This is a genomic window from Nocardia sputi (assembly GCF_023501985.1).
Genome location: NZ_JAMFLC010000015.1, coordinates 102,020 through 121,192 on the forward strand (window position 1 = coordinate 102,020; position 19,173 = coordinate 121,192).

Annotated in this window: 21 protein-coding genes; 15 read left to right on the plus strand and 6 right to left on the minus strand. The window is 67.8% G+C overall.

The window, feature by feature from the left end; translation table 11 throughout:
* Window positions 1-154: 154 nt before the first annotated feature.
* The 12 genes from M8859_RS20065 (at window position 155) to M8859_RS20120 (ending at window position 12,200) form a co-directional block, all read left to right on the plus strand.
* A complete protein-coding gene (locus M8859_RS20065; protein ID WP_159924569.1) occupies window positions 155-1,084 on the plus strand; it encodes a Rossmann-like and DUF2520 domain-containing protein in 930 nt (309 codons plus the stop codon).
* Entirely contained in the window at window positions 1,084-2,064 is a 981-nt protein-coding gene (panC, locus tag M8859_RS20070) for a pantoate--beta-alanine ligase (RefSeq protein WP_249644696.1), read from the plus strand. Before M8859_RS20065 ends, panC begins: the two co-directional genes overlap by 1 nt.
* Window positions 2,065-2,077: 13 nt before the next feature.
* On the plus strand, window positions 2,078-2,497 hold the full coding sequence (gene panD / locus M8859_RS20075) for an aspartate 1-decarboxylase (RefSeq protein WP_040773236.1): 420 nt from the start codon (window positions 2,078-2,080) through the stop codon (window positions 2,495-2,497).
* A gap of 17 nt (window positions 2,498-2,514) precedes the next feature.
* The gene (locus M8859_RS20080; RefSeq protein WP_159924573.1) at window positions 2,515-3,312 is read left to right on the plus strand and encodes a type III pantothenate kinase; all 798 of its coding nucleotides are present in this window, start codon (window positions 2,515-2,517) and stop codon (window positions 3,310-3,312) included.
* Window positions 3,313-3,493: 181 nt separating this feature from the next.
* On the plus strand, window positions 3,494-4,099 hold the full coding sequence (locus tag M8859_RS20085) for a cysteine dioxygenase (RefSeq protein WP_159924575.1): 606 nt from the start codon (window positions 3,494-3,496) through the stop codon (window positions 4,097-4,099).
* A gap of 8 nt (window positions 4,100-4,107) precedes the next feature.
* Window positions 4,108-4,530, plus strand: a complete 423-nt coding sequence (locus M8859_RS20090) for a rhodanese-like domain-containing protein (protein WP_159924811.1) — start codon at window positions 4,108-4,110, stop codon at window positions 4,528-4,530.
* A 261-nt stretch (window positions 4,531-4,791) separates the two neighbouring features.
* Window positions 4,792-6,291: a lysine--tRNA ligase gene (lysS, locus tag M8859_RS20095; protein ID WP_159924813.1), complete on the plus strand. Its 1,500-nt coding sequence runs from the start codon at window positions 4,792-4,794 to the stop codon at window positions 6,289-6,291.
* Window positions 6,292-6,407: 116 nt separating this feature from the next.
* A complete protein-coding gene (locus tag M8859_RS20100) occupies window positions 6,408-6,767 on the plus strand; it encodes a histone-like nucleoid-structuring protein Lsr2 (protein ID WP_159924577.1) in 360 nt (119 codons plus the stop codon).
* A 204-nt stretch (window positions 6,768-6,971) separates the two neighbouring features.
* Window positions 6,972-7,595 (plus strand): FHA domain-containing protein, encoded by a 624-nt coding sequence (locus tag M8859_RS20105; RefSeq protein WP_159924579.1) that lies wholly within the window; start codon window positions 6,972-6,974, stop codon window positions 7,593-7,595.
* Between the two features lie 134 nt (window positions 7,596-7,729).
* A complete protein-coding gene (locus tag M8859_RS20110) occupies window positions 7,730-8,323 on the plus strand; it encodes an anthrone oxygenase family protein (protein WP_195070247.1) in 594 nt (197 codons plus the stop codon).
* Between the two features lie 89 nt (window positions 8,324-8,412).
* A complete protein-coding gene (locus tag M8859_RS20115; RefSeq protein ID WP_372492923.1) occupies window positions 8,413-9,333 on the plus strand; it encodes an esterase/lipase family protein in 921 nt (306 codons plus the stop codon).
* Window positions 9,334-9,644: 311 nt separating this feature from the next.
* Window positions 9,645-12,200, plus strand: coding sequence for an ATP-dependent Clp protease ATP-binding subunit (locus M8859_RS20120; protein WP_159924585.1), 2,556 nt, complete (start codon window positions 9,645-9,647; stop codon window positions 12,198-12,200).
* Window positions 12,201-12,789: 589 nt separating this feature from the next.
* Here the strand turns inward: M8859_RS20120 and M8859_RS20125 are convergent.
* Window positions 12,790-14,460 carry a sensor histidine kinase gene (locus M8859_RS20125; RefSeq protein ID WP_236565458.1) on the minus strand — a complete coding sequence of 557 codons (1,671 nt, stop codon included), beginning with the start codon at window positions 14,458-14,460 and terminating at the stop codon, window positions 12,790-12,792.
* Window positions 14,461-14,725: 265 nt separating this feature from the next.
* Complete coding sequence (locus M8859_RS20130; RefSeq protein ID WP_249644697.1) at window positions 14,726-15,346, minus strand: TetR/AcrR family transcriptional regulator; 621 nt, start codon at window positions 15,344-15,346, stop codon at window positions 14,726-14,728.
* Window positions 15,347-15,453: 107 nt separating this feature from the next.
* Here M8859_RS20130 and M8859_RS20135 point away from each other — a divergent pair, with 107 nt between their 5' ends.
* From M8859_RS20135 to M8859_RS20145, 3 genes are all read left to right on the plus strand, one after another.
* The gene (locus tag M8859_RS20135; protein ID WP_159924589.1) at window positions 15,454-16,101 is read left to right on the plus strand and encodes an FMN-dependent NADH-azoreductase; all 648 of its coding nucleotides are present in this window, start codon (window positions 15,454-15,456) and stop codon (window positions 16,099-16,101) included.
* Between the two features lies 1 nt (window position 16,102).
* Window positions 16,103-16,423, plus strand: coding sequence for a DMT family transporter (locus tag M8859_RS20140; RefSeq protein ID WP_159924591.1), 321 nt, complete (start codon window positions 16,103-16,105; stop codon window positions 16,421-16,423).
* 151 nt (window positions 16,424-16,574) lie between these two features.
* Complete coding sequence (locus tag M8859_RS20145) at window positions 16,575-17,015, plus strand: OsmC family peroxiredoxin (RefSeq protein WP_159924593.1); 441 nt, start codon at window positions 16,575-16,577, stop codon at window positions 17,013-17,015.
* A gap of 68 nt (window positions 17,016-17,083) precedes the next feature.
* On the opposite strand, the gene M8859_RS20150 is transcribed toward M8859_RS20145, so the two are convergent.
* The 4 genes from M8859_RS20150 to mhuD all read right to left on the minus strand — a co-directional run bounded on the left by M8859_RS20150 (window position 17,084) and on the right by mhuD (window position 19,156).
* A complete protein-coding gene (locus M8859_RS20150; RefSeq protein WP_159924595.1) occupies window positions 17,084-17,566 on the minus strand; it encodes a hypothetical protein in 483 nt (160 codons plus the stop codon).
* A gap of 35 nt (window positions 17,567-17,601) precedes the next feature.
* Entirely contained in the window at window positions 17,602-18,393 is a 792-nt protein-coding gene (locus M8859_RS20155; RefSeq protein ID WP_159924597.1) for a CbtA family protein, read from the minus strand.
* Window positions 18,384-18,578, minus strand: a complete 195-nt coding sequence (locus tag M8859_RS20160; protein WP_159924599.1) for a CbtB domain-containing protein — start codon at window positions 18,576-18,578, stop codon at window positions 18,384-18,386. Before M8859_RS20160 ends, M8859_RS20155 begins: the two co-directional genes overlap by 10 nt.
* A 263-nt stretch (window positions 18,579-18,841) precedes the next feature.
* Window positions 18,842-19,156 carry a mycobilin-forming heme oxygenase MhuD gene (gene mhuD, locus M8859_RS20165; RefSeq protein ID WP_195140822.1) on the minus strand — a complete coding sequence of 105 codons (315 nt, stop codon included), beginning with the start codon at window positions 19,154-19,156 and terminating at the stop codon, window positions 18,842-18,844.
* Window positions 19,157-19,173 lie beyond the last annotated feature (17 nt).

Consider the following 19,173-nt stretch of genomic DNA (forward strand, 5'->3'; position numbering starts at 1 on the left):
CCCGGGGCCGGGCCCGGCCCGCACTGCGTCATAGATCACGTGGGCACCCCGTGGCGGCGGCGAGCCACCTGCCGATATTCTCTTGGCGTACCGTCCGGTACCCGCATGGCGGGACTGGAACGACATCGAGAGGACAACGTTGACCTCGAGAAGCGTGAATTCCGATAACGCTACTTCGGGCTACGACCCCGCCCCTGCACGCCTGACGGTGGGAATCGTCTCGGCGGGACGCGTGGGTTCGGCATTGGGCGCCGCACTGGAGCGGGCCGGACACGTGGTGTTCGGCGTCTGTGCGATCTCCGACGCCTCGGTGCGCCGTGCCCGCACCCGGCTGCCCGACTCGGAGATCCTGCCGATCGAACAGGTGGCCGCCCGCAGCGAACTGCTGCTGCTCGCCGTGCCCGACACCGAACTGGCGGGCCTGGCCCGTGGCCTGGCCGGTGCGGGAGTCGTCCGGCCCGGCACCATCGTGGCCCACACCTCCGGCGCCAACGGCGTCGGCGTGCTGGCCCCCCTCGCCGAGGTCGGCGCCCTTCCGCTGGCCATTCACCCCGCCATGACCTTCACCGGCCACGACGAAGACGTGACCCGTCTCGGCAACGCGTGCTTCGGCATCACCGCCGCCGACGAGGTCGGCTACGCCATCGCGCAGTCGCTGGTGATCGAGATGGGCGGCGAGCCGGTCCGCGTCCCGGAGCAGAACCGGGCGCTGTACCACGCCGCGCTCGCGCACGGCAGCAATCACCTGGTCACGGTGATCGTCGACGCGGTGACCGCCCTGCGCGCCGCCTTGGATGGCCCAGGCCTGATTGGCCAGCAACTGGTCGACGACCAGCCCAACGGTCTGGCCGAGCGTCTGCTCGCCCCGCTGGCCTCGGCCGCGCTGGACAACGCCCTGCGCCGCGGTCAGTCCGCGCTGACCGGTCCGGTGGCCCGCGGTGACGCGGACGCGGTGGCCGTGCACCTGCGCGCGCTCGAGTCCGTCGATACCCGGCTGGCCGAGGCTTATCGCGCGCTGTCGCTGCGCACCGCGGAGCGGGCCGGCACGGCTCCCGCCGTCATCGAGCTGCTGGAAGGACGCTGATGTTCGACCCGAAATTGCGCGGCGCGTATCGGCCCGGCACGCTGACCGTGCACCACGATCCCGCGGTACTCGGCGCGGTGTCCACTGCCCTGCGCGGTGTCGGCCGCACCGTCGCGCTGGTTCCGACCATGGGCGCGCTGCACGAGGGTCATCTGGAGATCGTGCGGCTGGCCAAGCGGACCAACCAGGTCGTCATCGTGTCGATTTTCGTCAATCCCCTGCAGTTCGGGGCGAACGAAGACTTGGACAAGTACCCCCGAACGCTGGACGCCGACGTCGAACTGCTGCGCGCGGAGGGCGTGGAGCTGGTGTTCGCGCCGAGCGTGTCCGACATGTATCCGGACGGTCCGCGCACCACGGTGCATCCCGGTCCGCTCGGGGCGGAACTGGAGGGCGCCAGCCGCCCGACGCATTTCGCGGGCATGCTCACCGTGGTCGCCAAACTGCTGCAGATCACGCGGCCGACCGAGGCGTTCTTCGGCGAGAAGGACTACCAGCAGCTCACGTTGATCCGGCAGATGGTTCGCGACCTGAATTTCGACGTCCGGATCACGCCGGTGGTCACCGTGCGTGAGCCCGACGGCTTGGCGCTGTCCTCGCGCAACCGCTACCTCGACCCGGTGCAGCGCGAGTCGGCGCTCGCCCTGTCCGCGGCTCTGTCGGCGGGCAAGCACGCGGGCGGACGCGGTGGCGAGGCGGTACTCGCGGCCGCCCGCCAGGTTCTCGACGCCGCGACCGGCGTGGACGTCGACTATCTGGAGCTGCGCTCGGCCACTCTGGGGCCCGCCCCGGCGTCCGGCAACGCCAGATTGCTGGTCGCCGCCAGGGTCGGCGCGACCCGGCTCATCGACAACATCGCCGTCACGCTCGGCGCTCCGATCGACGGTCATCCCACCGTCTCCGAGTCGCGGTCCGTCGCGGACTCCTCCCAGCCCGTCACGGCGGTGTCCGATCCCGCCCTGCTCCCTCCCGCCAACTAGAAAGGGCGACGCAATGCTGCGCACCATGATGAAGTCGAAGATCCACCGTGCCACCGTGACGCACGCCGACCTGCACTATGTCGGTTCGGTCACGGTGGATCAGGACCTGCTCGACGCCGCCGACCTGCTGGAAGGCGAGCAGGTCTGCATCGTGGACATCGACAACGGCGCCCGCCTGGAGACCTATGTCATCGCCGGCGAGCGGGGTTCCGGGGTGATCGGGATCAACGGCGCCGCGGCGCACCTGGTGCACCCGGGCGACCTCGTCATCCTGATCGCCTACGGCCAGCTGAACGAGCAGGAAATCGCGGAATACGACCCCAAGGTCGTGTTCGTCGACGAGCGCAACCGCCCGGTCGAGCTCGGCTCCGACCCGGCTCACGCGCCGGAGGGCTCGGGCCTCACCTCGCCGCGCTCCCTGTCGTTCGTCTGAGGGCCGGCGATCCGGACATGTTGCTGACCATCGATGTTCGCAACACCAGTATCGAACTCGGTTTGTTCTCCGGTTCCGGAGCGCATTCGAAACTCGTGCGGCACTGGCGGATGCACACCAATCCGTTGCTGACCGCCGACGAATTCGCCATGCAGGTGCGCGGGTTGGTCGGCGCGCAACTGGATGAGGTGATCGGCGTCTCCGCGCTTTCGACGGTGCCGCCGGTGCTGCGCGAACTGCGCGGCATGCTCGGCCAGTACTGGGGTCATGTTCCGCACGTGTTGGTGGAACCCGGTGTGCGCACCGGGATTCCGTTGCTGGTGGACAATCCGAAAGAAGTCGGGGCGGACCGCATCGTCAATTGCCTGGCCGCCTATCAGCGGTATTCCGCACCCGCGATCGTCGTCGATTTCGGCACGGCGATCTGTGTCGATCTGGTGTCGAAGAAGGGCGAGTTCCTGGGCGGGATCATCGCGCCCGGTGTGGAGATCTCCACCGAGGCGCTGGTGGAACGCAGCGCGCTGCGGCGGGCGGAGCTGACCAGGCCACGCTCGGTGCTGGGAAAGAACAGCATGGAATGCATGCAGTCCGGCGCGGTATTCGGTTTCGCCGGGCTGGTGGACGGCCTGATCGATCGGATTCGGGACGAGTTCGACGCGTTCGCGGGTGACGATGTCGCGGTGGTCGCCACCGGCGCGAGCGCACCGCTGATCGTCCCGGAATCGGAAACCATCGAGGACCACGATCCGCACCTCACGCTGACCGGTCTGCGGCTCGTATACGAACGCAACCAGCGGCGCAAGGGAAGTGTCTGATTTGCGCGGTGTTGTATTCGTCGCAGGCCGGATGGTTGCCGTCACCGTGTCGCATGCTGTTAAACTCCCTCTCGTGACATTTGTCGTGAGCACCCAGGAGTGTTGTCGAGGCTGACATGCCTCGACCGATCGAGGCTGATTACCCGCCCTCGACCGATACCTTCCTCCTGGAGATTCGCTCATGCGTTCTTCCGTTCTTTCCCTTTCCTCCGCTTCCTCCGCGCGTACCGCTTTCTCGGCTACTCCGCCGGTCGAGCGCTCGGTGGCGCCCGCGCTGCCCACTCGGCTACGTCCGGCCGATTTGCTCCGGTTGACCGACGAAGGCGCCGAGGACGTGCTCGCCGGACGCTACGACCACCTGCTTCCCGGGGGTGGGACGTGGCCGGAAGACGAGCGCTGGGCGGCTCGGTTGCTCGCCGACGACGAGGTCGACGTCTGGTTGATCAGCTGGACGCCGGGTAAGTCGACGGAGCTGCACGACCACGCCGGTTCGCTCGGCGCGCTCACCGTGCTCAGCGGGGCGCTCTCCGAATACCGATGGAACGGAACGGAACTGCGTTGCCGCACGCTCGCCGCCGGTGACCAGGCCTCGTTCCCGATCGGCTGGGTGCACGACGTGATGCGCGCGCCCGCCGCCGTCGAATCCGCGGGTCCACTCGACCCGACGCTGAGCGTGCACGCCTACTCCCCGCCTCTCACCGCCATGTCGTATTACGAGGTGACCGGTCACGGCACCCTGCGGCGCACCCGAACCGTCCTCACCGACCAGCCCGAAGGTGATATGTGATGACCCGTTTGACCATCGATCAGATGCTGGAGAACGCACGGGCCCAGCTCGACCGGATCTACGCCTTCGAATTGCCGGAAGCCATCGATCGCGGCGCCATTCTGGTGGATATCCGGCCCCAGGCCCAGCGCGGACGCGAGGGTACCCTGCCCGGCGCTCTGGTGATCGAGCGCAACGTACTGGAATGGCGGCTGGACCCCACCAGTTCCGCCCGCTTGGCGCTGGCCGCCGATCACGACGTGGAATGGATCGTCGTCTGCTCCGAGGGCTATACCTCCAGCCTGGCCGCCGCCGCGCTGCAGCAACTCGGGCTGCACCGGGCCACCGACCTGGTGGGCGGATACCAGGCATTGAAGGCGGCGGGACTGTTGAACGTCGCGGTAGGGGCGCCGCACTTCGCACGGGAGCTCGACGCGCTGGCGTCGCTGTAAATCCCCGCGAACACTTCCATCCTGAAATAGCCGGGCGCGCAGGTGTTTTCGGACATCGCCTGATGCGCACCGGCTATTTCGCGTCTCTGGAGCGCCGCTGCGCCGGTCCTGGATGGGATGAGGCTTCGATACCGTTTCGTTACTCCGAGTCAGAGGCCGGGCGGCGCGCAAAACGATTTCCGGTGCACGCTAGGGTTGTTCGATGTGAGCACCCCGAACTCTGCATCCTCCAGCGCATCGTCATCGGATTCGCGGCCCGCCGTGTCGCTCGACGCCGACGATGCCCCGGAGCAGATACGGATTCGGCGGGAGAAGCGGGAGCGGCTACTCGCGGCCGGCGGCGAAGCCTATCCCGTCGTCGTGCCGCGCACGCACACCCTCGCGGAAATTCGGGCCGCATATCCGGACCTCGCCGCGGACACGGCCACCGGACAAGAGGTGGGCGTCGCGGGCCGCGTCATATTCCTGCGTAATACGGGCAAGTTGTGTTTCGCCACACTGCAGGAGGGCGACGGCACCAAGTTGCAGGCGATGATCAGCCTGAACGGTGTCGGCGCGGACGCCCTCGGCGCCTGGAAGACCGATGTCGACCTCGGTGACTTCGTTTTCGTGCACGGTGAGGTCATCTCGTCGCGGACCGGCGAACTGAGCGTGCTGGCCGATTCCTGGTCCATGGCGGCGAAGGCCCTGCGGCCGCTGCCGGTGGCGCACAAGGAGATGAACGAGGAGTCGCGGGTCCGGCAGCGCTATGTCGACCTGATCGTGCGTCCCGAGGCCAGGGAAATGGCCCGTACCCGGATCGCGGTGGTGCGCGCGCTGCGCAACGCGCTCGAGCGCAGGGGATTCCTCGAGGTGGAGACGCCGATGCTGCAGACGCTGCACGGCGGCGCGGCGGCCCGGCCGTTCGTCACCCGTTCCAATGCCCTCGATATGGATCTCTACCTGCGCATCGCGCCGGAGCTGTTCCTGAAGCGCTGCGTGGTCGGCGGCTTGGAGCGGGTCTTCGAGATCAACCGGAACTTCCGCAACGAGGGCGCGGACTCCACGCATTCCCCCGAGTTCGCGATGCTCGAGACATACCAGGCATACGGCACCTATGACGACTCGGCGGTGATGACCCGGGAATTGGTGCAGGAGGTGGCCCAGGAGGCGTTCGGCACGCAGGTGGTGACCCTGGCCGACGGCACCGAATACGATCTTCGCGGTGAGTGGGCCACCGTCGAGATGTACCCCTCGCTGTCGGACGCGCTGGGTGTGCGGGTCACCCCGGAAACGTCGGTCGCCGAATTGCGCGCACTCGCGGATCGGGTCGGTCTGGAAATTCCGGAGGGCAAGGGCTACGGCCACGGGAAACTCGTCGAGGAACTCTGGGAACACCAGTATGGCGACAAGCTGTACGCGCCGACTTTCGTGCGGGACTTCCCGGTGGAGACATCCCCGTTGACCAGGCAGCATCGCAGTACGGCAGGCGTCACGGAGAAGTGGGATCTGTATGTGCGCGGCTTCGAGTTGGCCACGGGCTATTCGGAGTTGGTGGACCCGGTGATCCAGCGCGAGCGCTTCCTCGATCAGGCTCGGCTGGCCGCGCAGGGTGACGACGAGGCTATGGTGCTGGACGAGGACTTCCTCGCCGCGATGGAGCACGGCATGCCGCCGACGACCGGAACGGGTATGGGAATCGATCGGTTGTTGATGGCGCTCACGGGATTGGGAATCCGAGAAACGATACTGTTCCCAATTGTGCGTCCGGTCACCAGGTGACCAACTGGATTGCAAAGCAGCGACTCCGTCTTGGAATTTCCGGAATTCGAGGTATTCTTGCCTCGGGTAATCGGCCTAGTATGCGGGTCGCACGATTTCGAGAGGACGTTCATCTCATGGCAAAGAAGGTCACCGTTAGCCTGATCGACGATGTCGACGGTGAGTCCATCGCGGACGAGACCATCGAGTTTGCGATCGACGGTGTGTCGTACGAGATCGACCTGTCGTCGGCAAATGCGGCGAAGCTGCGCGACGGTTTGGAAGAGTGGGTTTCGAATGCGCGCCGGGTCAGCGGCCGGCGCCGGGTCAAGGCCGCCGCGGCCGCTGCGGGCGCTCCCAAGAGCCGGGTCTCCATCGACCGGGAACAAAGCGCCGCAATTCGGGAGTGGGCGCGTCGGAATGGACACAAGGTGTCCGCGCGGGGCCGCATCTCCGCCGACATCACCGACGCGTACAACAAGGCCGCGAAGGGATAGTTCTTTTTCGGCCGCCGTCCCGGCGAATCGTGCGACGCCGGGGCGGCGGTCTTGTTTGTGATAGGGCTTCGATATAGCAACGAAACCTGATCACGCGGTGCCCGTCGCGGCGGGGTGGATCGATCTTGCTCGTGGTACCCGAACGGGGCACCATGGAACCGTGCGACGGTCACTGGCGGTATGGAGAGGTGAGGTATCGGCGCAGTGACAGGATTCGTCGGATCATTCTTGCGGTTCACCGATGACGCAGGTCGGCAGCAGGAGCTCACGCTCACGCCCGATCGCGGTCGCGTCACCATCGGCCGCTCCCCGCATGCCGATCTCGCCCTGAGTTGGGATGCGGAGGTCTCCCGGCTGCACGCGGCGGTCGAGTACCTGGGTGCGCACTGGACCATCGTGGACGACGGCCTCTCCCGCAACGGCACGTTCGTCAACGGGGACCGGCTCGTCGGCCGCCGCAGGCTGATGGCGGGCGACGTCATCCGGGTCGGTACCTCGCGGGTGTCCTTTCACGACTTCGGCGGCGTGTCCGACGACATCACCCGCACCTCCACCGGCTCGATGCCCACCGCGCGGTCGCTCACCGAAACGCAGCGCTCGGTCCTGATCGCGCTGTGCCGCCCGTACAAGCACGGCGCGGGCTTCGCCACTCCCGCATCCAATCAGCAGATCGCCGAAGAGCTGTTCCTCAGCGTCGACGCCATCAAGACCCATCTGCGCGCCTTGTTCGCCAAGTTCGGGGTGGAGGATCTGCCGCAGAACCAGAAGCGGGTGCGGCTGGCTGGACTGGCCATGCAGAGTGGGCTCATTTCCGATCGGGACCTGTGAGACCTCCACCGTAGACGCTCGCTCAAGTGGTCGAGCTTCTCGACCATGGAGAGTCCCGGCGGCAACGGCTTGACTTGGAGACACAGCCGGAACCACGACGACTCCGGCCGGGTTTTCCGAGCAGGAGGAAGTTCATGACCGCCACACGTCTCGCCGCATTGGTGCTCGCCACGCTGGCGACGGGCCTGATCGCGGGCCTTTTCTACGCGTACGCCAATTCGGTGATGCCCGCGCTGGCCCGGACCGACGACCGCGCGATGATCGATGTGATGCAGAAGATCAACGTGGTGATCATCAATCCGTGGTTCATGATCGGCTTCCTGGGCACGGTCGGGTTCACCATCCTGGCCGCCGCGCTGCATCTGGGGCGCGAGCACCGGGCCACGCTGGTCTGGATCGGGCTCGCGCTGGTGCTGAACGTCATCGCCTTCGCGGTGACCTCCGGCCTGAACGTCCCGCTCAACGACCAGCTGGCCGCCGCGGGAGACCCGAGCTCGATCGCCGACCTCGCCGCGGTGCGCGCCGATTTCGAATCCGTCTGGGTGCGTTGGAACATCGTGCGCGGCGTCTTCCACACGCTGGCCTTCCTGGCGCTGTGCGGCGCGCTGTTCGTCGCGGGCGTCCAGCAGGGTAAGATCGCCGCCGCGGCGGGAACGCAGGGCCACCCGGCTGCGGGGCAGTACGCGGTGCCGGACCGGTCCGGCGCGCCTGCCTTCGGTCAGAGCTAGTTTCCGCAACGACCCGCCGGAATGTGCCCCGTCTGGGCCACTGCGTGCGGTAGCTTCCCCGGAAGACGAGACCGGACCGGGAGGCTATCGTGCGGCGTGTCCCAGGCTTTTCGTTGTTCATCGCTCTGCTCGCCGCGGTGTGCGCCACCGCGGGCGCGGCACACGCGCAAGAGCGCTATCCGGTCGACTACAACTTCTTCGCAGGCATCCCCGCGGAGCTGGCGAATCCGGGCGGTTCGCTGCCCGGCACCAACGACTGGTCCTGCCGGCCCGGTTCCGCGCATCCGAATCCGGTGGTTCTCGTGCACGGTACGGGGGGTGGCGCACAGACGAATTGGGGCGTGTTCGCGCCGCTGCTGGCCAACGAGGGCTACTGTGTGTACGCGTCCACCTTCGGCGCCTACGACCTGCCGTGGCCCGCGTCGGCCGTCGGAGGCATGCTTCCGATCGAGCGGAGCGCGGCGCAGCTCGCCGCTTTCGTGGACCGGGTACGCGCCGCGACCGGCGCCGCGGAGGTCGACCTCATCGGCCATTCCCAGGGCAATTTCATCGGCAACTACTTCGTCAAGCGGCTCGCGGGCGCGGCGAAGGTCGACAGGATGGTCGGGCTGGCCCCGCCCTGGCTCGGCTCGAACGCCGCAGGCATGGCGGACCTGAACGAATTCGGCACGCGGCTGGGTCTCGGCCCGTTCTTCGACGCCGTGGCCGGGTCGCCCTGCATGGCCTGCCGCCAGGTGCTGCAAGGCTCGGAGTTCGTGCGCGCGCTCAACGCCGACGGTGTGTACCACCCGGACGTGACCTACACGAACATCGCGACCGTGCTGGACGAGTTGGTGGTGCCGTACACCTCGGGGCTGGTAGCCGGGCCGCGAGTGACGAATATCGTGGTTCAGGACGGCTGCGCGACGGACTACTCTGGGCATACGGGCATAGCGGGCAGTCGAAGGGCCGCGACCTACGTGCTCAACGCGCTCGATCCCGCACATCAACGCCCCGTGCCCTGCGGTTAGGTCGACCCATACACCGGGTAGGCAGCCCAGGTCGTACGTGTGCGGTGGAGTTCCGGTCGGCGAGTGTTCTGTTCGCTGAGGGCAAAACCCGGCCGGAAACGAATCCCGCGCCGCCCACGTTATGAGTGAATGACCGTGCTGCTGCCGGTCGGCAATAGGGTGGACTGGCGGCGGCGGCATCTCCCGCCAACTAGAGTGGAGGCGGGGGCCGCAACCCCCGGGCTTCATGGCAGGCTGACGCCCACGGTTGTTGTACACAGCACACTGCGGCGTCTGTTGCCAGAATGTCGGAGCAGGAGAGTGAGGGAGCGATGTTCGAGAGGTTCACCGACCGCGCGAGGCGTGTCGTCGTCCTGGCCCAGGAAGAGGCCCGGATGCTCAACCACAACTACATCGGCACCGAGCACATCCTGCTGGGGCTGATTCACGAGGGTGAGGGCGTCGCGGCCAAGTCGCTGGAGTCGCTCGGCATTTCGCTGGAAGGCGTGCGCAGCCAGGTGGAGGAGATCATCGGCCAGGGCCAGCAGGCCCCGTCCGGGCACATCCCGTTCACCCCGCGCGCCAAGAAGGTGCTGGAGCTGAGTCTTCGCGAGGCGCTGCAGCTCGGGCACAACTACATCGGCACCGAGCACATCCTGCTCGGCCTCATCCGTGAGGGCGAAGGCGTGGCGGCGCAGGTGCTGGTGAAGCTGGGCGCCGATCTCAACCGTGTGCGCCAGCAGGTCATCCAGCTGCTGTCCGGGTACCAGGGCAAGGAACCGGTGGAATCCGGTTCGCGTGGCGAGGCGGGCACCCCGTCCACCTCGCTGGTGCTCGACCAGTTCGGTCGCAACCTGACCCAGGCGGCGCTCGAGGGCAAGCTGGACCCGGTCATCGGCCGCTCGAAGGAGATCGAGCGCGTCATGCAGGTGCTCAGCCGCCGTACCAAGAACAATCCGGTGCTGATCGGCGAGCCCGGCGTCGGCAAGACCGCCGTCGTCGAGGGCCTGGCACAGGCCATCGTCAACGGCGAGGTCCCGGAGACGCTGAAGGACAAGCAGCTCTACACCCTGGACCTGGGCTCCCTGGTCGCAGGCAGCCGTTACCGCGGTGACTTCGAAGAGCGTCTGAAGAAGGTGCTCAAGGAGATCAACACCCGCGGCGACATCATCCTGTTCATCGACGAGCTGCACACGCTGGTCGGTGCGGGCGCCGCCGAGGGCGCCATCGACGCGGCCTCGATCCTGAAGCCGAAGCTGGCCCGCGGCGAGCTGCAGACCATCGGCGCGACCACCCTCGACGAGTACCGCAAGTACATCGAGAAGGACGCCGCCCTCGAGCGCCGGTTCCAGCCGGTGCAGGTGGGCGAGCCGACCGTCGAACACACCATCAACATCCTCAAGGGTCTGCGCGACCGCTACGAGGCGCACCACCGTGTCTCCATCACCGACGGCGCCTTGGTGGCTGCGGCGACCTTGGCCGACCGCTACATCAACGACCGGTTCCTGCCGGACAAGGCGATCGACCTGATCGACGAGGCGGGCGCCCGGATGCGCATCCGTCGCATGACCGCTCCGCCGGACCTGCGCGAGTTCGACGACAAGATCGCCGAGGCGCGCCGGGAGAAGGAGTCCGCGATCGACGCGCAGGACTTCGAGAAGGCCGCGCGGCTGCGCGACAAGGAGAAGCAGCTCGTCGCCAAGCGGGCCGAGCGGGAGAAGCAGTGGCGCTCGGGTGACCTGGACGTCGTGGCCGAGGTCGACGACGAGCAGATCGCCGAGGTGCTGGCGAACTGGACCGGTATCCCGGTGTTCAAGCTCACCGAGGAGGAGACCACCCGTCTGCTCCGCATGGAGGATGAGCTGCACAAGCGGATCATCGGCCAGGAGGACGCGGTCAAGGCCGTCTCCAAGGCCATCCGCCGCACCCGCGCCGGCCTGAAGGATCCGAAGCGTCCGTCCGGCTCGTTCATCTTCGCCGGTCCGTCCGGTGTCGGTAAGACCGAGCTGTCCAAGGCGCTGGCGAACTTCCTGTTCGGCGACGACGACGCGCTCATCCAGATCGACATGGGCGAGTTCCACGACCGTTTCACCGCCTCGCGGCTGTTCGGTGCCCCTCCGGGCTACGTGGGCTACGAGGAGGGCGGCCAGCTCACCGAGAAGGTGCGCCGCAAGCCGTTCTCGGTCGTGCTGTTCGACGAGATCGAGAAGGCCCACCAAGAGATCTACAACACCCTGTTGCAGGTCTTGGAGGACGGCCGTCTCACCGACGGCCAGGGCCGGACCGTGGACTTCAAGAACACGGTGCTGATCTTCACCTCGAACCTCGGTACCTCGGACATCTCGAAGGCCGTCGGCCTGGGCTTCACGCAGAGCAATGCCGAGGGCTCGAACTACGAGCGGATGAAGCTCAAGGTCAACGACGAGCTGAAGAAGCACTTCCGGCCGGAGTTCCTCAACCGCATCGACGACGTGATCGTCTTCCACCAGCTCACCACCGACCAGATCGTCCAGATGGTGGATCTGATGATCAACCGCGTCGCCAAGCAGCTGAAGAACAAGGACATGGCGATCGAGCTCACCGAGAACGCCAAGAACCTGCTGGCCAAGCGTGGCTTCGACCCCGTGCTCGGTGCCCGGCCGCTGCGCCGCACCATCCAGCGCGAGATCGAGGACCAGCTGTCGGAGAAGATCCTCTTCGGCGAGATCGGCCCGGGCCAGACCATCTCGGTCGATGTCGAGGGCTGGGACGGCGAAGGCTCCGGCGAGGACGCCAAGTTCACCTTCACCGGCAAGGCGAAGCTGACCAAGGCTCAGACCGAAGAGAAGCCGGAAGTCGTGCTGACCGGCGCGACAGAAGGCCCCACCGAGGCCGCCGCAGGCGAGTAAATCGCAACCGAAGAGCCCGTGTCCACCTGGTGGGCACGGGCTCTTCGTATTCCGAGCTGAAATCCGGACCGTCACTCGCCTCCATGGCGGTCGCCAGGAAACTCACAGCTTCGGGTCGAGTGAAAATATTCATGCGGAAAAACTGCGCCGATAGGGACGTATTGGGGGCGTTGGTCGTGCGTCGTCACTCGCTATGCGCCGGAAAACGTATCCTGAGGGGTCTCGAGCGCCCTGCGGAATGTTAACCAAATAATTGCTAACCCTCGTTCGCGCCGCATCGGAAATGTTCGCTGAAAAATTGCTGTATCTCGTATATCGGGCGCGGCGGTGTCGGGCGGCCTTTGTGGAGATCGAGTGGGTGACGGGGCGTAGTTCTTCCTGCCTACCGGGGCTCTCGAGTCCGGATTCGTAGGCCACCAGTTGGGCGCCGTCCTGCGCATTCAGTTTCGCGAGGATACAGCTGACATGGTGCGGGCGATCGCGGGCTCATGTAGGGGCGTTTCCGATTTCGGCAGCTGTGAGGCCCTCGGCGACCGGGATTATCACGTCCCGCTCGCGGCCCTCCTGTGGGCCTGGTCGCGTCGCCCGGTCAGTGGCGCGGGTGAACGGCCGGTGTGCCGGGCAGTTCGGCCGCGTCGGCGGACCGTGCCCGTGAGACGCCCGGCGTCGGACGCGCCGGGGCTGTGGTGCCCCGATTCTCGGCGGCCGTGGTGGGCGCTGCCTCGGCGCCTGCCGCCGAGACGTCCGCCGCCGCGGTGCTCTGCTGCGGCGTACCCGATGCCGCGGAGTTATGCGACGGTCTCCCCCCTGACGCGGTCCTCTCCGTCGACGCGCCCGCGGTCGTTGCGTCGCGCCCGCGCGTTCCCGCTGACGCGGTGTTCTGCGCCGGTGCCCCCGGGAGGGCAGCCCCGGTCTCGTTCGCCGCGGATTCGGGAGCCCGTGTGGGCAGCCGGGCCGCGACCCGGAACCCGCCGCTGGGGCGCGGACCCGCGGTGAGTGCGCCGCCGAGTGCATGAGTGCGGTCCCGCATGCCGATGATCCCGTTGCCGCCGCTGGCGCCGGAGCGCGATGTGGCACCGGTGGGGCGGGTGTTGTCGACAGTGATGTCGACCGAGTCCGGGGTGTAGCGCACGGTCACCGTGGCGTCGGCGCCCGGTGCGTGCCGGAGCACGTTGGTCAGCGACTCCTGGATGATCCGGGCCGCCGCCCCGTCGATGACGCTGGGCAGCTGTTGCGGGGTGCCGAGTACGCGGGTCTCCACCGTCAACCCGGTGGCGCGGGGCCGCTGCAACAGGTCGTCCAGGTCGCCGATGCTCGGCGCCGGAGCGCGCGGGGCGGGTGGCGGCTGGACGGTGGCCGCGGCCTCCTCGGGGAGGTCGTTGTCGGTCGAAGCAGGCTGGGCCGGAGCCGAACTGCGATTGGTGCGGGGGGATCGGCGGGTCCGGCGGCGGCCGGTGTCCTCCGCGCTCGCCTCGGCCGCGAGGTGTTGCCCGTCGGGCTCCGCGGTTCCGGCGCGGATTGTGTGCTGCAGCGCGTGCACTTCGGCGAGAGCGTCGCGGCTGGCATTCTTGATCGCGGTGAGCGCCGTCTCGGCCTGCTCCGGGCGCTTGTCCAGCAGTTCCAGCGCCACCGACGACTGCATGTCGATCATCGACAAGCTGTGCGCGAGCACGTCGTGCAGCTCCCGCGCCATGGCGAGGCGCTCCTCGCCGGCTCGCCGCTCACGCTGCGCTTCCTCGTCTCGGCGGGCGGCCTCGGCGTGTTGCCCGCGCGCGAGGAGCGCGGCCTTGCGCTGCCGGATCGCCTCGGCCACCAGCAGCAACGCCGAAAGCCACGCCATCAGCGCGAATACCTGCCACGGGTCGGCAGGCCGCTCCAGCAGGGTGGGCAGCGGCCAGACCAGCGCGAGACAGCCCAGCAGGACGAGCGGGTAAGTCCACCAGCGGGATCCGGCGCTCGCGGCGGTGAGGAAGGCGATGACCAGCGAGACGAAGATCGGCCCGTACCCGTAGTCCCGGAAGAAATACGCCACGCACACGGCGAGCACCATGATCAGCACGGGCCCCGGCTGCGCACGCCGCCAGATCAGCGCTACCGGCCCGGCCAGCAGCAGGAGATACCCGAGGACGTCGAGGGAGTGCACTCCCGTCTGCCGCGTGTTCGCGAAGGTGCCTCCGACCAACTGAACCGCGGCCACGACGAGCGCGACTCCCCAGTCCAAGCCGACCGAGCTGCGATCCGTAATCCCTGCCACCCGCACCCACGTAGCCTATGCGGCCCGGCCCGGATTCACGTCTGCCTGAGAACGTATTTCGGGAGAATTGCGCCGATTCGGCGTCTGCGGTGCGCTCGACGGCTGTGCGCCGACGTCCGTCCGGCAGGTCTGGCCGTGCCGGCCGGTTACCTTGTTCTGTCCGGGGCGCGGTGATCTGGCTGATGCGCGAACGCGGCCTGGCGTGAGCCACGGCAGGGAATCGACACGGTTGGTGGGCATTGTCCGTCAACGATGTCGTTTCGCGGATCGGTCACGACGCTCGGCCGTCAGCGAGAACGGTTTCGGCGATTACGCGAAGGGCGTCGGTGATCTGTTCGCAGGTCAGGCCGCGCGAGCGTTGTTGCTGATAGACCTCGGCGGCCAGCGGCGCGAGGAGTGCGTCGACCATCGCGGCCGGCTCCCGAATCCCCGCTGCCGTCAACAGCGTTCGCACATGGGCATACCAGAATCCGTAGGCGCCGGTCGCGAAGCGCGCTCCGCCGATTTCCGCGCCCAGCACGAGATGCGCGTGCGCGTCGAGCAATTCGACCATCGCCGCGTAGAACGCGGCCAGCCTTCGCGCGGGAGGAGCTCCGGGCCCGAGCGGCGGCGGGCCGGAGAGCAGTCGCTCTTGCAGTGCCCGCTCATGCTCGTCGAGCAGGGCTACCGCGACCGACGTGGTATCCGGATAGCGCCGGTACAGGGTGCCCCTGCCGACGCCCGCGGCCTTCGCGATGTCGTCCATCGTCACCGCCCGTGGGTCCCGCGTGGCGAAGAGTTCCGCGGCGGCGGCGAGCACTTTGGCGCGGTTGCGTGCCGCGTCCGCGCGTTCGGGCGGGGCCGCCGACGGGTCCGGCCCGGTGGCGGCGAGCAGGTCGGATCGGGGTTCCATGCCCCGACTGTAGCGGACTGGGCAATAAGTGGACAACATGTCCACTTATATTCTATCGTCGATTTCGGATGATTCGGACAGCGTGTCCACTTACTCGGAGGTTGACCATGAGCACTCTGTTGCACCTCGACGCCAGCGCCCGGCGGCACTCGATCAGCCGGGAGTTGAGCGCCGCCTTCGCCGAGGCGTGGCGCGTACGCCATCCGGACAGCGACTACCGCTACCGCGACCTCGCGGCCGAGCCGGTGCCGTTCATCGGGGAGGCGTGGACGCAGCTGTGTGACGCGGTGCTCGCCTTGCCGAGCACGGACGCGCGTCGGATCGGTGAGTTGGTTCGTACCCCGCAGCAGGCCGCCGCGTGGGAGATCGTCGAGCCGCTGCTGGCGGAGTTGCTCTCGGCGGACGTGATCCTGATCGGAACCCCGATGTACAACTACTCGATCCCGGCCTCGCTCAAAGCATGGCTGGACCAGGTCACCTTTCCGCGAATGTCGCTGGAGCACCGAAGGTTCATCGTGACGAGCGCCCGTGGTGGCGCGTACTCGCCGGGCGCTCCCAAAGCGGCCTACGACTACCAGGAGCGCTTCCTGCGAGACTTCTTCGCAGGTCATTTCGCCGTCTCCGACACCGTGTTCGTACACGCGGAACTCGCCAATTCCCGCCAAGATCCGGTGCTTGCGAATCGGCGTGCCGAGCACGACGAGTCCTACGCCCGAGCGTTGGCGACCGTTCGGGATCTGGCCGGGGAGTACTGAGATGAACTGGGTAGTCCTCGCCGTCGCCGGTCTGGTGGAGATCGCTTGGTCGCAAAGCATCAAACCGACCGAGAACTTCACCAAACCGGTGCAGACCCTGATCTGCTTCGTTCTGGGGGCCGCCGCCGTGTACCTGCTGTCCCGGGCCATGCAGACGTTGCCGGTCGGCACCGCCTACGCGGTGTTCACCGGGATCGGCGCCCTCGGGGCGATCACCCTCGGTGTCCTCGTCCACAAGGATCCGCTCGGTGCGGGCCGCGTGCTGGCGCTCGCGTTGATCCTCGGCGGCATCGTGCTGGCCAGGCTCACCAATCCGGCGTGACGGCACGGATTCGCTTGGTGCGCCCGGGGTTTACCGGCGTGTGCGAGCGATGCGCCGACGCGCGAGTGATCGGCGAACCGGTAGGCCGGGGCGAGGCGGCCGGGGTAGGTTCGTGCTGAATCGTCAAACGATCATCGGCGAAAGGACCGTGATGCCCACACGTACCGCGCGTACTGCCTGGACCGGCACCCTGCAGGAGGGTTCGGGACAGGTCGAACTGGCCAGTTCGGGGGTCGGAAAGTACGACGTGTCGTTCCCCAAGCGTTCCGCGGAGGAGGCCGACGGCACCACCAGCCCGGAGGAGCTGATCGCGGCCGCGCACTCCTCCTGCTACGCGATGGCGCTCTCGGCGCAGATCGGCAATGCCGGTGGCACCCCGGAAAGCTTGGACGTCACGGCCGACGTGACGCTCGGCCCCGACCCGGCGGGCGGCTTCCGGATCACCGGGATCAAGTTGACCGTCCGCGGTCGCGTCTCCGGCATCGACGCCGACGCCTTCCAAGCCGCCGCCGAGGCCGCAAAGGCGGGGTGCCCGATCAGCAAGGCACTGGCCGGGGTCGACCACATCACCCTCGACGCCGCTCTCGACTAGTTCTCGCACCACCGCTTCGTGCCCCGCGCCTTCGGTCGGAGGAGCGGGGCACGAACGCGTGAGGGGAGTCAGCGCTTGCGGAAGTAGCGGCGGGCCGGGCGGGTGTAGAGGGCGGGTACGGCGATCAGCACCGCGATGACGTGGACGCTGCGGAGACTCGCGAGCGGCACGGACGCCGGTGACGCGTCCCGGAAGAGGTCGCGCAGTTCGTTGGCGGACATGGCCGCGGCAAGCGGTTCGACGATCAGTGACAACAGGCCGAATACGCCGATGCCGACGGCGATCAGCAGGCGGGCCCAGCGGTCGCCGCGGGTCATGCGCACAGCCACGACCAGCACCAGAAGGTAGATCGCCGTGCGCACCGCCAGTCCGGCGGCAATGGTCGTCCGGTCGGTTTCGGGGAAAGCGAGCGCGGCCCGCACGACGGCTTCGGCGATGCCCGCCGCCAAGGCGACCGCCAAGGCGGCGAACGCGACGCGAACGGGGCGCGGTGGCGCAGCGGGGTGGTCACGCGACGATGCGGGCCAGACGGAAAAGGCGGTGCCGGTCATGGGGCCGACACTGCCTCAGCGTTTCCGGACGCGAATCACTCCGCGGTAGCGACGGCTGCCCCTACGGCGGTATCGGTGCGCGTAGCGAACTCGGTGAGGGCCGCGAAGCCCAAGGCCAAGCAGGCCCACAGCGTCGCCGTCTCGGCCAGTGACGCCACCCGGAACTGCCACAGCAGGGTGGCCGGGAAGTCCGCGCCCACCTCGTTCACACCGGGAAGCAGGACATAGCCGAGCGCGGTCACCAGCACGAACGCCGCGACGCCGCCAATCAGCCGGAACGTGGGAAGTTGGGCGCGCAGCGCGGTGAACACCGCCACCGCCGTGCCGACCGCCACGATCCCCAGCAGCACCGCCGCCAGCCACAACAGGGTGCGCTCGTCGACGGTGTCCGGATCGCCCACCGCGGGCGGGTTCGCCGGGTACTTGAAGAACGGGACCGCGACGATCGCGGCCCATCCCGCCAGACCGAGCAGCAACGTGAGCCGCGGCCCGGACAGCGTGGTGTAGCGCCGCGCGAAATGTGCGACAGAGGCGAAGACGGCGCCGAGCGCGACCCCGGCCAGTCCGAGCGCGAGGAATTGGCCGAACTTCTGGCCGCCGCGGCTCACCAGCGGTTCTTCCTCGTCACCGTGGGAATGCCCGCCCGGGGATTCGGCATGCTCGCCGTGTGTGTGCCCGGCGGCGGAACCCGCTTCCTCGATGGCGATGGCGGCGTCGAGTTTTGGTTCGCCGACGAAGTAACCGACTGTCGCGGCCAGCAGTCCGGCGATGAGGCCGGCCAGCAGGCCACGAAGCAGCAGTGTTCGGAGCGAACCGATCAGTGGCACGGAAGCCCCAGCAGGTGGCGTCCGTCGTGCATCAGCTCGTGCAAATACATCCCGCTGCGCGAGATGAGGCCCTGGTCGAATCCGACCAGGTAGAGCGTGAGCAGTGCGAGAAGAACGACACCGACCGTGACGAGCACGGTGGCCAGGGAGTCGGTTGCCCGGCTGGGTGAATGCGCGATGGCCATTCGAGTCCTCCTTGGGATACGCGTCCCGTCGGGTGGTGGGCGCGACGGTGCCGGTGTCTGGCTTTCCGGCACCGGACTCGGTGCATGGAACACAGTGGCGCGACCGCTCCGGAATCTCACCGGAATTACCGCATCACCCTCGCGTTTGTCCTTCGAACTGTGACATCTCACCGACCTCGGCGTCAACAGTGTCCGGCACGGGCGTACCACGGTGCCGGGCGAGTCGCCGGGCAGGCGGACCTGCTCGGCACCGAGTATTCGGCTCAGTCCGCCGGTTTCGCGTCCACGTCCAGCACGACCTCGAACTCGAGCAGGGACGCGCCCGTCGAGACCGGCTTCTGGCGCTCGCCCGCGTGCGCCTCGCGGGCGGGCCCGTCCCGCCAGGCCGCGAAGGACTCTTCCGAATCCCACTGGGTCACAACGAAGTACCGCTTCTCACCGGCGACCGGGCGCAGCAGCTGGAAGCCGAGGAAGCCGGGTGAGCCCTCGACCGCGTGCGCACGGTGGGCGAACCTCTTCTCCAGCTCGGGGCCGGCGCCCTCGGGAACCTCGATCGCGTTGATCTTCACAACAGCCATGCGTCCAAGCTAGCGGC

Bases quoted from the DNA above. Each gene is read 5' to 3' on its own strand.
- panC (WP_249644696.1), top strand. From the start codon at position 1,084: ATGTTCGACCCGAAATTGCGCGGCGCGTATCGGCCCGGCACGCTGACC.
- panD (WP_040773236.1), top strand. From the start codon at position 2,078: ATGCTGCGCACCATGATGAAGTCGAAGATCCACCGTGCCACCGTGACG.
- M8859_RS20080 (WP_159924573.1), top strand. From the start codon at position 2,515: ATGTTGCTGACCATCGATGTTCGCAACACCAGTATCGAACTCGGTTTG.
- M8859_RS20085 (WP_159924575.1), top strand. From the start codon at position 3,494: ATGCGTTCTTCCGTTCTTTCCCTTTCCTCCGCTTCCTCCGCGCGTACC.
- M8859_RS20100 (WP_159924577.1), top strand. From the start codon at position 6,408: ATGGCAAAGAAGGTCACCGTTAGCCTGATCGACGATGTCGACGGTGAG.
- M8859_RS20110 (WP_195070247.1), top strand. From the start codon at position 7,730: ATGACCGCCACACGTCTCGCCGCATTGGTGCTCGCCACGCTGGCGACG.
- M8859_RS20120 (WP_159924585.1), top strand. From the start codon at position 9,645: ATGTTCGAGAGGTTCACCGACCGCGCGAGGCGTGTCGTCGTCCTGGCC.
- M8859_RS20130 (WP_249644697.1), bottom strand. From the start codon at position 15,346: ATGGAACCCCGATCCGACCTGCTCGCCGCCACCGGGCCGGACCCGTCG.
- M8859_RS20135 (WP_159924589.1), top strand. From the start codon at position 15,454: ATGAGCACTCTGTTGCACCTCGACGCCAGCGCCCGGCGGCACTCGATC.
- M8859_RS20140 (WP_159924591.1), top strand. From the start codon at position 16,103: ATGAACTGGGTAGTCCTCGCCGTCGCCGGTCTGGTGGAGATCGCTTGG.
- M8859_RS20145 (WP_159924593.1), top strand. From the start codon at position 16,575: ATGCCCACACGTACCGCGCGTACTGCCTGGACCGGCACCCTGCAGGAG.
- M8859_RS20150 (WP_159924595.1), bottom strand. From the start codon at position 17,566: ATGACCGGCACCGCCTTTTCCGTCTGGCCCGCATCGTCGCGTGACCAC.
- M8859_RS20160 (WP_159924599.1), bottom strand. From the start codon at position 18,578: ATGGCCATCGCGCATTCACCCAGCCGGGCAACCGACTCCCTGGCCACC.
- mhuD (WP_195140822.1), bottom strand. From the start codon at position 19,156: ATGGCTGTTGTGAAGATCAACGCGATCGAGGTTCCCGAGGGCGCCGGC.